This is a genomic window from Pseudomonas sp. SST3 (assembly GCF_003325755.1).
This window is the reverse complement of sequence record NZ_QORI02000012.1, coordinates 1-14362: the sequence shown is the minus strand read 5'-3', so window position 1 is coordinate 14362 and position 14362 is coordinate 1. Positions and strand designations below refer to the sequence as shown.

Sequence of the window (14362 nt, the reverse complement as noted above, 5' to 3'; positions counted from 1 at the left end):
TTAAGGCTTAACCCGACGAGGCGCGCGACACAAGAGCCTCCTTTCGCCGCATCGTGACTTTGCCAGCCGAGAGCTTTCCGACGGCCGTAAAAAAAGCGCCGCGGCGTTGCCGGGGCGCTTTCCAAGTGTCCTGCGGATTTATCGTTCCAGAAGGATGCGCAGCATACGACGCAACGGTTCGGCAGCACCCCAGAGCAACTGGTCGCCCACCGTGAACGCACCGAGGTAATGCGAGCCCATGTTCAGCTTGCGCAGTCGGCCCACCGGAACACTCAAGGTACCTGTTACCGAGGTCGGACTCAGCTCCTGCATGCTCACGTCACGATGATTCGGGACGAGTTTCACCCAGGGGTTGTGCTGACTGATCATGCCTTCGATATCCGAAATGGGCACATCCTTGTTCAGCTTGATGGTTAGTGCCTGGCTATGGCAGCGCATCGCGCCGACGCGCACGCAGATCCCATCGACCGGAATTGGGCTCTTGAATCGGCCGAGAATCTTGTTGGTCTCCGCCTGAGCTTTCCACTCTTCACGGCTCTGCCCGTTCGGCAGCTCCTTGTCGATGTAAGGGATCAGGCTGCCAGCCAGCGGAACACCGAAATTATCGGCCGGGAAGGTTTCGGAGCGCTGGCATTCAGCGACCTTGCGATCGATTTCCAGAATAGCGCTGGCCGGGTCTGCAAGCTCATCGGCAACCGACGCATTAATGCTACCCATCTGCTTGATCAGCTCGCGCATATTCTGCGCGCCGGCACCGGAGGCAGCCTGGTAGGTCATGGCGCTCATCCAATCGACCAAGCCGTTCTCGAATAGACCGCCCAAGCCCATAAGCATCAGGCTGACAGTGCAGTTACCGCCGATATAGTTGCGGATACCCGCGTCCAGCTGATGGTCGATGACCTTGCGATTGACCGGGTCGAGCACGATGACGGCATCGTCGGCCATGCGTAGCGTTGATGCCGCATCGATCCAGTAGCCTTTCCAGCCCGCTTCACGCAGCTTGGGGAAGACCTCACTGGTGTAATCGCCACCCTGGCAGGTGAGAATCACGTCCAGGGCTTTCAGTTCATCGACGCTGTAAGCATCCTTCAGCGGAGCAATGTCCTTGCCGATGGAAGGGCCCTGACCGCCGACGTTGGAAGTGGTAAAGAATACCGGCTCGATCAGGTCGAAATCCCGCTCTTCCAGCATCCGCTGCATGAGCACGGAACCAACCATGCCGCGCCATCCGATCAGACCTACACGTTTCATCGCAACTACACCTATATATGTGGCCCGCCTGGCAGGCCGTCGATAACAAGATACGCTTTCGGGTTCGAGAGCGAGAGCATGCTGCTTAGCCAGCTACGCCTCGCCTCACTCGACGTTTCCGCCTAGCCGTCGCCCCGCAAGCTCTATCAACGGCCGGTGCACCGGGGCCAGAGAGATTACAACTTCGAGAGCGCCGCGACTACTGCGTCGCCCATCGCCTGGGTATTGGCCTTCTGGCAGCCTTCGGACCAGATATCACCGGTGCGCAGCCCTTGGTCGAGCACGTTGCTGACCGCCTGCTCGATCGCATTGGCGGCAGCGATCTGGTTGAAGCTGTAGCGAAGCATCATCGAAACCGAGAGGATCGTCGCCAGTGGATTGGCGATGCCCTTGCCCGCGATGTCCGGAGCCGACCCATGGCAAGGCTCGTACATACCCTTGCTGTTGGAATCGAGGGACGCGGACGGCAGCATGCCGATGGAACCGGTCAACATGGAAGCCTCATCCGACAGGATGTCGCCAAACATGTTGTCGGTAACAATCACGTCGAACTGTTTCGGTGCGCGCACCAGCTGCATCGCCGCATTGTCGACGTACATGTGGCTGAGTTCGACATCCGGATAGTCCTTGCCGACCTCCTCCACCACTGCGCGCCACAATTGGCTGGACGCCAGTACGTTGGCCTTGTCCACCGAACAAAGCTTCCTGTTACGGACGCGGGCCATATCGAAACCGACTTTGGCAATCCGGCGGATCTCGCTTTCACTGTATGGCAGCGTGTCGTACGCCATCCGCTCGCCGTTCTCCAGCACCTTGCTTTCGCGCGGCTGGCCGAAATAGATGCCGCCGGTCAGCTCACGAACAATAAGGATATCCAGACCCGACACGATTTCCGGCTTCAGGCTGGAGGCGTCAGCCAGCTGCGGATACAGCAGCGCCGGGCGCAGGTTGCCGAACAACCCCAGCTGCGAACGGATCTTCAGCAGACCGCGCTCTGGGCGGATGGCCGGGTCTATGGTGTCCCACTTCGGCCCGCCGACCGCGCCTAACAGGATGGCATCCGCGGCGCGGGCGCGCTCCAGCGTTTCATCGGCCAGCGGCACGCCGTACTTATCGATCGCCGCCCCGCCCAGCTCGTCGTAGCTTAGTTCGAAGTCCAGCTGGAACTTGTCATTGGCCAGCTGCAGTACCTTGACCGCTTCGGCCATGATCTCCGGGCCGATACCGTCACCGGGGAGAATTAGAATCTGTTTGGACATCTCTTATTCCTTATAGGGGAATCACATCGCGGCCGGGGCGTTTCGTAGGATGGGCTTCAACCCACCAGTAGCTCCGAGCCATGCCGGTGGGCTGAAGCCCACCCTACTTGGTAATTTCAGCCTACTTGATCGCGCCGAACAGCCACGGCTGGCTCTGCTGGTGACGGGTCTCGAACGCTTTGATCGCGTCGGCGTCCTGCAGCGTAAGGCCGATATCATCCAAGCCGTTGAGCAAGCAGTGTTTGCGGAACGCATCGACCTCGAAGCCGTACCGTTTGCCGTCCGGACGGGTAACGGTCTGCGCTGCCAGATCCACGGTGAGCTGATAACCCTCGCTCACCTCGGCCTGCTCGAACAGCTCGTCGACCTCGTCCTCCTTCAGCACGATCGGCAGCAAGCCATTCTTGAAGCTGTTGTTATAGAAGATATCGGCAAAACTCGGCGCGATGATCGTACGAAAGCCGTACTCCTCGAGAGCCCAGGGCGCGTGTTCGCGGGACGAACCACAACCGAAGTTTTCGCGGGCAAGCAGCACGCTGGCGCCCTGGTAGCGCGGGAAATTCAACACAAACTCTTGGTTCAGAGGACGGTTCGAGCAGTCCTGATTGGGCTGCCCGACGTCCAGATAACGCCATTCATCGAACAGGTTCTGACCAAAGCCGGTGCGCTTGATCGACTTGAGAAACTGCTTCGGAATGATTTGATCGGTATCGACGTTGGCGCGATCGAGCGGCGCGACGAGACCGGTGTGCTGGGTGAATGCTTTCATGTCGGTCTCCTCAGGCCTGGATCAGTTCACGTACGTCGATGAAACGGCCGGTTACGGCAGCGGCGGCAGCCATCGCAGGGCTCACCAGATGCGTTCTGCCACCAGCTCCCTGGCGGCCTTCGAAGTTGCGGTTGGAGGTGGAGGCGCAATGCTCGCCACTGCCCAGCTTGTCCGGATTCATCGCCAAACACATGGAGCAACCCGGCTCGCGCCATTCGAAACCGGCTTCGAGGAATATCTTGTCCAGCCCTTCCGCCTCCGCCTGCTGTTTTACCAGCCCCGAGCCCGGTACGACCATCGCCTGTTTGACTGTAGCGGCGACCTTGCGCCCCTTGGCCACCTCGGCGGCAGCGCGTAGATCTTCGATGCGCGAATTGGTGCAGGAGCCGATGAAAACGCGATCGAGCTGAATGTCGGTGATCGGCTGGTTGGCGCTCAGGCCCATGTACTTCAGCGCACGGGTGATGGAGTCGCGCTTGACCGGGTCAGCCTCGACGGCCGGATCCGGCACGCTCTGATCGACTGCCAGGACCATCTCTGGAGAGGTGCCCCAGCTCACTTGCGGCTTGATCTCTTCGGCCTTCAGTTCGACAACGGTATCGAATACCGCATCCTCATCGGAAACCAGGTCCTTCCAGACCGCCGCCGCATGCTCCCAGTCGGCCCCCTTGGGTGCATAGGGGCGTCCCTCGACATAGGCGATGGTCTTCTCGTCGGCCGCCACCATACCCACGCGTGCGCCGGCCTCGATGGACATGTTGCAGATGGTCATGCGCCCTTCCATGGACAGATCGCGAATAGCGCTGCCGGCGAACTCCAGCGCATGGCCGTTACCACCGGCGGTGCCGATCTTGCCGATCACAGCCAGCACGATGTCCTTGGCGGTGACGCCGAACGGCAGCTTGCCCTCGACGCGCACCTGCATGTTCTTCATTTTCTTGGCGACCAGGCACTGGGTGGCGAGCACATGCTCGACTTCGGAGGTACCGATGCCGTGGGCCAGCGCGGCGAATGCGCCGTGGGTCGAGGTATGCGAGTCACCACAGACCACCGTCATTCCCGGCAAGGTCGCGCCCTGCTCCGGCCCAATGACATGAACGATGCCTTGGCGAACGTCGTTCATCTTGAATTCGAGAATGCCGAAGTCATCGCAGTTCTCGTCCAGTGTCTGCACCTGGATACGCGAGACCTCGTCGGCGATGGCTTCCAGGCCACCTTGACGCTCGCCCTTGGTAGTCGGCACGTTGTGATCCGGGGTCGCGATGTTTGCATCGACGCGCCATGGCTTCCGACCCGCCAGCCGCAGCCCCTCGAACGCCTGGGGTGAGGTCACTTCGTGGAGAATATGACGATCGATATAGATCAGCGATGAGCCATCATCGCGACGTTTGACCTCATGCATTTCCCAAAGCTTGTCGTAGAGCGTTTTGCCGGCCATCGGACGTTTCCTCATCAGTACGTTGGGCAATAGCCCTTTTGCTTATGAGGTTGATCCTATGGGCTCGCGTCGAATTACTCAAATTCATATTTTTCATTCGATGCATTCCATAATGGAATGGATTTATTCTGTTCAGGCTTGATCGCAAACCTGCGCCAAACCGACCCGCCCGGAGCCAAGCCGATGGACCTCGCCAGCCTCAACGCCTTTATCGCCATCGCCGAGATGGGCAGCTTCTCTCTCGCTGCCGAGCGGCTTCACCTGACTCAGCCTGCTGTAAGCAAACGGCTGGCGACGCTGGAATCACAGCTGAATGTTCGGCTATTCGACCGCCTGGGGCGCGAGATCAGCTTGACGGAAGCTGGCAGAGCGCTGCTACCCCGCGCTTACCAGATACTCAATGTACTGGACGACACTCGTCGCGCGCTGACCAACCTCAACGGTGACGTCAGCGGGCGGTTGTGCCTGGCGACCAGCCACCACATCGGCTTGCATCGCCTGCCGCCATTACTGAGAGCGTTCACCCGCGCCTACCCGGGCGTGAATCTAGATATCCGCTTTCTTGATTCGGAAATCGCCTACGAAGAAATTCTGCATGGCCGCGCCGAACTCGCAGTGATCACCTTGGCACCGCAAACGGCGGCGCCGGTGCGTGCCAGCAAGGTATGGGACGATCCGCTGGATTTCGTCGTGGCGCCTGAACATCCATTGGCGCAAAAGGCCGGTATCAGTCTGGCGGACATTGCCGGCTATCCTGCGGTATTCCCCGGCGGTAACACCTTCACCCACCACATCGCTCATCGGCTGTTCGAGCGCGAGGGCCTTACGCCGAATATCACGATGAGCACCAATTACATGGAGACGATCAAAATGATGGTATCCATCGGCATCGCCTGGAGCGTGCTGCCCCGCACCATGCTCGACGAACAGGTGGTGCGCCTACCCCTGCCGGGAATCCAACTGTCAAGGGAGCTCGGTTACATCACGCATACCGAACGCACCCTATCGAATGCGGCCAAGGCTTTCATGTCCCTGCTGGACGCCGACTAACCGCACTTGCACTTCGCCATTAGCAACGGATAAGTTCGGGATATAACAATAAGGTCATCCAAAATCCCATGCGATCAATCCGCGCTTTGTTGATCTACCTGATCGAGGCCGCTCATGCTACCTCCTGAGCCGCCACACGACGCCAGTGCCTACGAAGCAGCGACGCCCTGGCAGGATGCCGCCCGCCTGCTGTCGGTACTCGACGATGCCGGACTCGGCGTCTGGTCCTGGAATCCTCAATGCGGCGTCGTGCATTGGTCCCTCGGCACCGGCCGGCTTTTCGGACTCACCGAGCCACTCGTCGAAGTTACCGAGGATTTTTACCTGAGCCTCATCGCGGCGGAAGACCGCCCCTTGATCGAGGCCATCGTCCGCTCCACGACCAAGGGCGGCGAGCCTCGTTTACGCTTTCGCCACCGCGTACGCTGGCCGGACTCGAGCGAGCGCTGGCTAGAGGTTGAAGGCCAGCAGCAGAACAGCGACATCGAACCCTCGATATGGGTAGGCATCGTTCGCGACATCACCGAGCAATGCGTCCAGGCCCAAGCCCTTGAGGACAGCCAGGAGCGTCTGGAACTGGCGCTGGCTTCGGCCGAACTGGGCCACTGGGAGTGGCATATCCCCGACGATCGACTCTATGCCTCGGCTCGGGCTTCTGAACTGCATGGCATGGTCGACGGACCTTTCGACGGATCGTTTCGCGAGTTTTTCCGCAGTGTCGCGGCCGACAACCGGCAGACCATGCGCGACGCCTACAGCGACCTGCTCGCGGGGCGACGCCAGAGCTACCAGGCTACTTACCAGGCGGCGCATCCAAACGGCACGGCACGGCATCTCGAAAGCACCGCCAAACTGTACCGTGATGAACACGGCGAGCCGCTGCGGATGGCCGGCATCATCATCGACGCCACCGAGCGGGTTGTTCGCGAACAACACCTTGCCGCATCCGAAGCCAAATTCTCGGCGTTGTTCCAGGGCAGCCCCGATCCCATCTCGCTGTCGCGCATTCGCGATGGCGTTTTCATCGACATCAACCCGAGCTTCAGCGCCGTGTTCGGCTGGCAGGGCAGTGAAATTGCAGGTCGCTCAGCCCCCGAAGTGGGAATCTGGCGCGACGAGGCACAGCGACAGGCGCTCTATCAGCAGCTGACTCGCGATCAACGCCTGGAAAACGCTGAGGCGCAGTTTCGCACCAAGAGCGGTCAGTGCGTCAGCTGCGTGATCTCAAGCCGTTTCATCCGAATCGATCGGCAACTGTGCATCGTCACGACCTTTCGCGACATCACCCAGCGGCAGCAGGCCGAGGCGGCGCTGCGAGTCAGCGAAGCCAAGTTCGCGACAGCATTTCACTCCAGCCCCGACGCCATCATCATCAGCGAGCGCAGCACGGGGCGTTTCATCGAGGTCAACGAGGGCTTCCACCGCCTCTCCGGCTACCGTCCAGAGGAGGCCATCGGTCGGACTTCCGCCGAACTGGGCGTCTGGCCCGGCGCGCAACGCGAGGAGCTGCTCGCACTGTTGGAGCGCGATGGTCGCGTAGTCAACTGGGAGATGGTTGGCCAGGATCGATATGGCAGACCCAAGCACATAGAAGTGTCGGTCGAGCCGATTGAGCTCAACAACGTTGATTGCCTGCTGTTGTCAGCACGAGATATCAGCCAGCTGAAGGCCGCTCACGCGCAGATTCAACACTTGGCCTATCACGACCCACTGACCAACCTACCCAACCGTGCACTGCTGATGGATCGTTTGACCCAGCAGACTGCGCTACACAAACGTCACGATTTGCGTGGCGCCTTGCTGTTTCTCGATCTTGACCACTTCAAGCACATCAACGACTCGCTCGGACACCCTGTCGGCGATGCCGTGCTGAAGATGATCACCGCCCGCCTCGAAGCCAGCACCCGCCAAGAGGACACCGTCGCCCGCCTCGGTGGCGATGAGTTCGTCGTGCTGTTGACCGGGCTGACCGGCAAGCGCTCGGAGGTGACACGCCATGTTCGTCAGGTCGCTGAAAAGTTGCGTACCCTGCTCGCCGAGCCCATGGTCTTCGAGGGCAACCGACTGCAGGTCACCCCAAGCATCGGCATTGCCTTGATGCCGGACCACGGCGACACCCCGGCCGACCTGTTGAAGCGGGCCGACATTGCGCTGTACCGGGCCAAGGATGCCGGACGCAACGCCATCCAGCTGTTTCGTACGACGATGCAGGAGGCCGCTAGTGCGCGCCTGATGCTGGAGAGCGAACTACGCCTGGCGCTGCAGCGCAACGAGTTGGAACTGCATCTTCAACCCCAGGTAGACGCGCGTTCGGGTGCAGTGATTGGGGCCGAGGCCCTCCTGCGTTGGCAGCACCCGGAACATGGCATGCGTTCGCCTGCCCAGTTCATCGATGTACTGGAAGAAAGCGGCCTCATCGTCGAAGTCGGCGACTGGGTGATAAAGGAAGCCTGCCGAATCGGGGCTTCGCTATTAGCCGGCGGGCTTGTACATCCCGACACCTTCAGCCTCTGCGTCAACATCAGCCCGCGCCAGTTCCGTCAGAACGAATTTGTCGAACGCATCCTGGAGGCGCTGAAGTCCGCCGGGCTTCCATACAAGATGATCAAGCTGGAAATCACCGAAGGCATCGTGATTCAGAACCTGGACGACACCATCGCCAAAATGCGCCGCCTCTGCCGACACGGGGTGAGCTTTGCGATGGACGATTTCGGCACTGGCTACTCCTCACTCACCTATCTGAAGCGCCTGCCGATCAATCTGCTGAAGATCGACCAGTCTTTCGTTCGAGACGCGCTGGATGACCCCAATGACGTCGAGATCATTCGTGCAATCGTTGCGATGGCCCGGAGCCTCGGGCTGGAGGTGATCGCCGAAGGTGTCGAGCAACAGGCGCAGCTCGAACTACTGAAGCTGCAGGGATGCCATTTGTATCAGGGCTATCTATTCAGCCGTCCGCTGCCGTTGACCGAGTTCACTCACCTCCTGAGACGCCATACAGACGACCGCTCAGCAATGACTGAACCTGAAAAACGAAACCCCGCCGGGTAGCGGGGTTCGTCATCAGCGGAGGGCGCCTTACGACGCCCCACTAGGCAGATCAGGCCTTTTCCAGCGCCAGCTGCTCACCGTTGATCGGGATGCGCTTGGGCTTGGCCTCCTCCGGCACGACGCGTTCGAGTGCGATACTCAACAGGCCGTTGTTGAGCGCCGCGCCTTTGACCTCTATATGGTCGGCGAGGCGGAACGACAGCTTGAAGGCACGCTGGGCAATGCCCTGGTGCAGGTAGGTGACATTGTCACTACCGTTCTCGCGCTTGCCGCCACTGATGGTCAGTACGCCACGTTCAACCTGTAAGTCCAGATCGGATTCCTGGAAGCCGGCGGCTGCTACGATGATGCGGTACTGATCATCGCCGTGCTTTTCCACGTTGTAAGGTGGAAACGAGCTGCTCGCATCGTTGCGCAGAGCCGACTCGAACAGATCATTGAAACGATCGAAGCCAATGGACTGGCGAAACAGCGGAGCCATCGAAAAACTAGTCATCTTGCTATCTCCTGATATTCAGCGAGTGGTTCATCCAGGACCCGAATTCGGCATCCTGTGATGCCCTAAATAGGAACCGCCCGTTGATTTTCAAGACCGTTCGTCGGAGTTTTCTATGTCCAGAGTCATGCTGATCACGGGTGCCAGCCGAGGAATAGGCGCCGCCACTGCCAGGCTTGCAGCGAGCGAAGGCTATGCGCTGTGTCTGAATTACCACCACCGCCAGGACGCCGCACAGCAACTGCTCGAAGAGCTTCAACGTAACGGCACCCGAGCCATCGCGATCGCCGCCGACGTTGCTGACGAGGCGCAAGTCGCGAGCCTATTCGCCGCGATCGATGGCGAGTTCGGCAGGCTCGACGTGCTGGTCAACAATGCCGGCATGCTGGAGCGCCAGATGCGTCTGGACGAAATGGATGCGGCGCGGCTGGCGCGGGTGTTCGCAGTCAACGTGACCGGCAGTTTTCTCTGTGCGCGTGAGGCAGTGAAACGCATGTCGACCCGCTACGGCGGAGACGGCGGGGCTATCATCAACGTCTCGTCGATCGCAGCGAAACTCGGCGCACCCAACGAATACATCGATTACGCAGCCGCCAAAGGCGCGATCGACAGCATGACCCTTGGCCTGGCCAAGGAGGTGGCTGCCGAAAGTATTCGGGTCAACGCCGTGCGGCCTGGGGTGATCCGCACCGAGATCCATGCCAGCGGGGGTGAGCCCGGGCGCGTTGAACGCGTCAAGGCCAGCGTCCCCATGGGCCGTGGTGGTGAGGCCGAAGAAGTGGCTGAAGCGATTCTCTGGCTCGCCAGCGAAAAGGCCAGTTACATCAGCGGCGCTCTGTTGGATGTCAGTGGCGGGCGCTAGATGGCCGCGTCGAAACCCGGCGTCTTGCTGTCGATGCCCAACAGTGCGTCGAGTCGCTCGCAATTGTTCTCCCGCCGTAACAGGGCGAACAGCGAAACCGCTTGCGGGTAGCTGCGGGTGAGCATGGACAGCCACTGTTTGAGACGGCCCGGAGCATAGCGCGGAGAAATCTTGCGGCGCGCCTGTAGCCAGAAGTCGGCCAGCAACGGCTGCAACTCTTCCCAGCTCATCGGCTCGACGGCTGCACCGCTTTTCGCTGCACTGATCTGACGGGCCAGATCCGGCCGGCAGACCAATCCGCGACCTAACATGATGTCCTCGACACCACTGATTTCGCGGCACCGACGCCAGTCTTCCAGCGACCAGATATCGCCGTTGGCAAACACGGGTACCGTGACCACGTCCTGGACCTTGGCGATCCATTCCCAATGCGCGGGGGGCTTGTAGCCATCCACCTTGGTCCGCGCGTGCACCACCAGCTGCTCGGCACCACCGTCGACCAGTGCGCGGGCACAGTCGAGCGCGCCATCTGGACTGTCAAAACCCAACCGCATTTTGGCCGTAACCGGAATATGCGCGGGTACCGCCTTGCGCACTTCCCGCAGAATCGAATGCAGCAGCTCGGGTTCCCGGAGCAGCACAGCACCACCACGCGACTTGTTGACGGTTTTCGCCGGACAACCGAAGTTGAGGTCAATGGCGGGCGCACCGAGCGTACAGGCGAAAGCGGCATTATCGGCCAGGCAAAGCGGATCAGAACCCAACAACTGCACACGCAACGGCGTGCCGGCACGAGTCACGGCGCCGCTATCGAGTTCCGGCGCGAGCTTATGGAAGCTGGACGCTGGCAGCAATCGATCCGAGACGCGAATGAACTCGGTCACGCACCAATCGACTCCACCGACTCCGGTCAGGACGTCGCGAAGGATCTCATCCACAAGCCCTTCCATCGGCGCCAAAGCAATCTGCATATGAACGGCCCAAGCGAAAAAGGACCGCATTGTACGGAGCCGAGGGGCGCTTAGGAACGCCCCGGTTCATGCCACCTGGCGGGCTACTGGTCCGTCTCGGCGTCGCGGTCTCCGATGGTGTCGGTTCCGGTCGTTGCGCCCATGCCGCCTGTGGTGCCGGTGGCTCCGGTGCCCATCGTACCGAGCCCGGACTCATCACCCGCCTCGCCGGGTCGGTCGTTCATATCGTCTCGCTCGTCCAGCCCCGCATCCTCAATCGGCGGTGCTGGCTGTTCCATTGCCTCGGTACCGGTGGTAGATGGATTGGTCAGGTCACCATCAGCGTCCGCCACAGCGATACCAGATACGAACACCAGCCCAGCACCCAACAACAGGATTCTGTTCATCACGTTCCTCCGCTCTTATCGAGTCGATCAATCGTCGTTTCGATCATTCAGGGTCCGACGCGGGCGATGCTCCATATCCGTGTCGTTGTCGCCGTGACCCGATTCGTCATAGGTCTTATGCGTTCGCCGGTCCTCGCCTTCCTCGCGATCCGTGTCGGGCCGTTCGGGCAGCCGTTTGATCCCTTCACCCAGGCCCATGGAGCTATTGCCCAGGGTGCGATCGGCGGCGCCAGTGTTCTGCGCCAACTGAGTGCCATTGGAAACTGCAGGATCAATGGGCTCGGCAGCTACGCCTGTCACCGCGAAGAGCCCGGCCACGGATCCAAGCGCGATCAGTAGATAAGTCCGCATACCTCCTCCTTTACAGGGTCGCGACAGTCTTTAGGCAGCTGGACGCTCCAGCCGTGCACTGTCGATCCTGGTCGCCGACCAATGGCAAGCGGAACCCTTGACCAAAGGCCGGGGTCCCATCTTGGCAGAGAGCAGTTGATTGTCAGGTTAGAAAGGAATCCAACAATGATCACACCGGCACTGGTAATTCTCTTGATCGTTATCGGCTGGGGCGCCGCAGCCTTCGCGATGTTGTGGGGAATGTTGCGGATCGCGCGTTATCATCACAAGCCCACCCCGGAAGCCCCTCACTGCCGGCAGCGGCCAACCGCGAAGACGACCCCAGGCATCAGCGTTTCGCTAAGCGCTTGAAGAAAAAGAAGCTTTGCGCAATTAAGCCGTGACAGGACGGCCGAAAGCTGTAGAATGCCGCCTCACAGACGCGGGATGGAGCAGTCTGGTAGCTCGTCGGGCTCATAACCCGAAGGTCGTCGGTTCAAATCCGGCTCCCGCAACCAAATACGGAAAAGGCCACTCTCAGGAGTGGCCTTTTTTCGTTTCAGCGCCCCTGGCAATGCGATACGCCACGACACCATTGATGAGTCGCCCCGCTAAGCATCTGAATAAAAAAGCTTTCTTGGCAGCCTGCGGTTGACAGACGCAGCTCAGGCTGTAGAATGCCGCCTCACAGACGCGGGATGGAGCAGTCTGGTAGCTCGTCGGGCTCATAACCCGAAGGTCGTCGGTTCAAATCCGGCTCCCGCAACCAAATACGGAAAAGGCCACTCTCAGGAGTGGCCTTTTTTCGTTTCCCTAGGTGCTCTCTCAAAAGCATTCTGCGTCGCTTCTTCACCCCATCGCTCAAAGTAGTTAACGGTTCGCGCCAGTCGCAAATATACGTTCCCTTTCATATAGGCTTTTGCTAGATCTAACGGCTTAGTACATGAGATGGATAGATTATAAAAGCATTACCAGCCTGGGCGATCCGAACTAACCTTTCATTTCCGTTGACTATCAGCGGATTACGGAACGCAAACAAAAAACGCGTAAAAAAATGTGTCCCTCCATCTTGACGAGCATCACGTTCTGAATGATAACTACGTCTCAGAAAATTCAGACAGGACGTTTCCTGAGCCGCAGCCAATAGACATCGGGTTTTGCAGCCGAGCCGTAAGCAGGGATGCACGTTTGTATTGCAGTTAAGTGCCAATCCCAACTTTTTATGCTTATCTCGTATTACAGCCGAGTGCGGTAGCTTTGCCTAAAGGCGATGAACATTCGAGATTTAGCCGGAACAAGTTCTTCACGAAGTTGCCAGGGTTGGCGCCAGGACTGGCCAGTGGCGGTAGCATTGCCTAACGAAAGGGTTCTTCAAATAATCAGGCCTGCATCACCTGGCAACTATATAGTGGATAATTAAACCCAGAATAAGTGAGCGAGCATTACTCCTTTCGCGCTTATACAACCCCTAATGACCGCCTCTGCAAATATCTGAAATCGGGGTACACCGTGGATACTATTTTCCGTAGCGTTGATACCGAAGCGCATAAGATAATAGCCAGGGAAATGTGGGCGAAGGGAAGTTCCTGCATTGCCAACTTTCTAAGGATGGTCTGAAGTAGCCAGGTATTTCTGGCTGACTCCAGCCCTTGCCGATTTCAAAACGGTGATTCGGCTAAAAAACGATCAAATCATCCCCTCTTTCCGGATTTATAGCCGGCGCGAGCACCTCGCGCCGGCCATTTCCCGCATTACAGACGCACCTCTCCTGCATTCGTCAGCAAATGTCGGCGCGCCATCCACAGGTTCGACAGCGCGAACAGTGTCACCAACTGCGCGGTGTTCTTCGCCAGGCCACGGAAGCGTGTCTTCACGTAGCCGAATTGGCGCTTGATCACCCGGAACGGGTGCTCGACTTTGGCGCGCATCTGGGCCTTGGATTTCTCGATCTTGCGCTTGGCTTTGTACAGCGCACTGCGCTTACTCAGCTTCTTGTACGTACTGCGGCGGGCCGCAATCTGCCAGATCACCTCCCGGCCTTCATGTTCCGGGCGTTTCTCTACGCCGGTGTAACCCGCGTCGCGCGCGACCATGTTTTCCTTTCCATGCAGCAGTTTGTCGACCTGGGTAACGTCAGCAACGTTGGCTGCCGTCCCCACCACGCTGTGCACCAGGCCAGACTCGGCATCCGCGCCGATGTGGGCCTTCATGCCGAAGTAATACTGATTGCCCTTCTTGGTCTGGTGCATTTCCGGGTCACGCTTACCGTCCTTGTTCTTGGTCGAACTCGGCGCATGGATCAGCGTGGCATCGACGATGGTGCCCTGGCGCAGCGACAGGCCCCGATCGCCCAGGTAACCATTGATCACCGCCAGAATCCCGGCCGCCAACTCGTGCTTCTCCAGCAGGCGACGGAAATTGAGGATGGTGGTTTCGTCGGGAATACGCTCTAGGTTCAGCCCGGCAAACTGGCGCAAGATTGTGGTCTCGTACAGCGCC

At 59.4% G+C, this 14362-nt stretch carries 13 protein-coding genes and 2 tRNA genes; 6 read left to right on the top strand and 9 right to left on the bottom strand.

The features are described from left to right. Positions 1–138: 138 nt before the first annotated feature. The 4 genes from asd to leuC form a co-directional block, all read right to left on the bottom strand. Positions 139–1251: an aspartate-semialdehyde dehydrogenase gene (gene asd, locus DQ405_RS13810; RefSeq protein ID WP_168424754.1), complete on the bottom strand. Its 1113-nt coding sequence runs from the start codon at positions 1249–1251 to the stop codon at positions 139–141. Positions 1252–1427: 176 nt separating this feature from the next. Continuing rightward, positions 1428–2510: a 3-isopropylmalate dehydrogenase gene (gene leuB / locus DQ405_RS13805; protein ID WP_168424753.1), complete on the bottom strand. Its 1083-nt coding sequence runs from the start codon at positions 2508–2510 to the stop codon at positions 1428–1430. Positions 2511–2631: 121 nt separating this feature from the next. Further along, complete coding sequence (leuD, locus tag DQ405_RS13800; protein WP_168424752.1) at positions 2632–3279, bottom strand: 3-isopropylmalate dehydratase small subunit; 648 nt, start codon at positions 3277–3279, stop codon at positions 2632–2634. 10 nt (positions 3280–3289) lie between these two features. Beyond that, positions 3290–4717 carry a 3-isopropylmalate dehydratase large subunit gene (leuC, locus tag DQ405_RS13795; protein ID WP_168424751.1) on the bottom strand — a complete coding sequence of 476 codons (1428 nt, stop codon included), beginning with the start codon at positions 4715–4717 and terminating at the stop codon, positions 3290–3292. A gap of 183 nt (positions 4718–4900) precedes the next feature. On the opposite strand from leuC, the gene DQ405_RS13790 reads away from it, so the two are divergent. Together DQ405_RS13790 and DQ405_RS13785 are read left to right on the top strand one after the other, a co-directional pair. Further along, positions 4901–5767 carry a LysR family transcriptional regulator gene (locus tag DQ405_RS13790; protein ID WP_168424750.1) on the top strand — a complete coding sequence of 289 codons (867 nt, stop codon included), beginning with the start codon at positions 4901–4903 and terminating at the stop codon, positions 5765–5767. 114 nt (positions 5768–5881) lie between these two features. Next, the gene (locus DQ405_RS13785) at positions 5882–8818 is read left to right on the top strand and encodes an EAL domain-containing protein (RefSeq protein WP_168424749.1); all 2937 of its coding nucleotides are present in this window, start codon (positions 5882–5884) and stop codon (positions 8816–8818) included. Between the two features lie 49 nt (positions 8819–8867). Here DQ405_RS13785 and DQ405_RS13780 read toward each other — a convergent pair whose 3' ends face one another. After that, on the bottom strand, positions 8868–9314 hold the full coding sequence (locus DQ405_RS13780; RefSeq protein WP_168424748.1) for an Hsp20 family protein: 447 nt from the start codon (positions 9312–9314) through the stop codon (positions 8868–8870). Positions 9315–9429: 115 nt separating this feature from the next. Between DQ405_RS13780 and DQ405_RS13775 the strand changes: the two genes are divergently transcribed. Continuing rightward, positions 9430–10176 (top strand): SDR family oxidoreductase, encoded by a 747-nt coding sequence (locus tag DQ405_RS13775; RefSeq protein ID WP_168424747.1) that lies wholly within the window; start codon positions 9430–9432, stop codon positions 10174–10176. On the opposite strand, the gene DQ405_RS13770 is transcribed toward DQ405_RS13775, so the two are convergent. The 3 genes from DQ405_RS13770 to DQ405_RS13760 all read right to left on the bottom strand — a co-directional run bounded on the left by DQ405_RS13770 (position 10173) and on the right by DQ405_RS13760 (position 11884). Next, the gene (locus tag DQ405_RS13770) at positions 10173–11147 is read right to left on the bottom strand and encodes a tRNA dihydrouridine synthase (RefSeq protein ID WP_168424746.1); all 975 of its coding nucleotides are present in this window, start codon (positions 11145–11147) and stop codon (positions 10173–10175) included. The genes DQ405_RS13775 and DQ405_RS13770 overlap by 4 nt on opposite strands. Positions 11148–11230: 83 nt before the next feature. Next, positions 11231–11533 (bottom strand): hypothetical protein, encoded by a 303-nt coding sequence (locus tag DQ405_RS27500; protein ID WP_241729997.1) that lies wholly within the window; start codon positions 11531–11533, stop codon positions 11231–11233. Between the two features lie 27 nt (positions 11534–11560). Further along, complete coding sequence (locus tag DQ405_RS13760) at positions 11561–11884, bottom strand: hypothetical protein (RefSeq protein ID WP_168424745.1); 324 nt, start codon at positions 11882–11884, stop codon at positions 11561–11563. A gap of 165 nt (positions 11885–12049) precedes the next feature. Between DQ405_RS13760 and DQ405_RS13755 the strand changes: the two genes are divergently transcribed. The 3 genes from DQ405_RS13755 to DQ405_RS13745 all read left to right on the top strand — a co-directional run bounded on the left by DQ405_RS13755 (position 12050) and on the right by DQ405_RS13745 (position 12632). Next, a complete protein-coding gene (locus DQ405_RS13755) occupies positions 12050–12235 on the top strand; it encodes a hypothetical protein (RefSeq protein WP_168424743.1) in 186 nt (61 codons plus the stop codon). 69 nt (positions 12236–12304) lie between these two features. Next, a tRNA-Met gene (locus tag DQ405_RS13750) sits at positions 12305–12381 on the top strand. A gap of 174 nt (positions 12382–12555) precedes the next feature. After that, positions 12556–12632: transfer RNA gene (locus tag DQ405_RS13745), tRNA-Met, on the top strand. 982 nt (positions 12633–13614) lie between these two features. On the opposite strand, the gene DQ405_RS13740 is transcribed toward DQ405_RS13745, so the two are convergent. After that, positions 13615–14362, bottom strand: a 748-nt coding sequence (locus tag DQ405_RS13740; protein WP_168424744.1) for an IS5-like element ISPst5 family transposase, incomplete at its 5' end; no start/stop codon positions are given.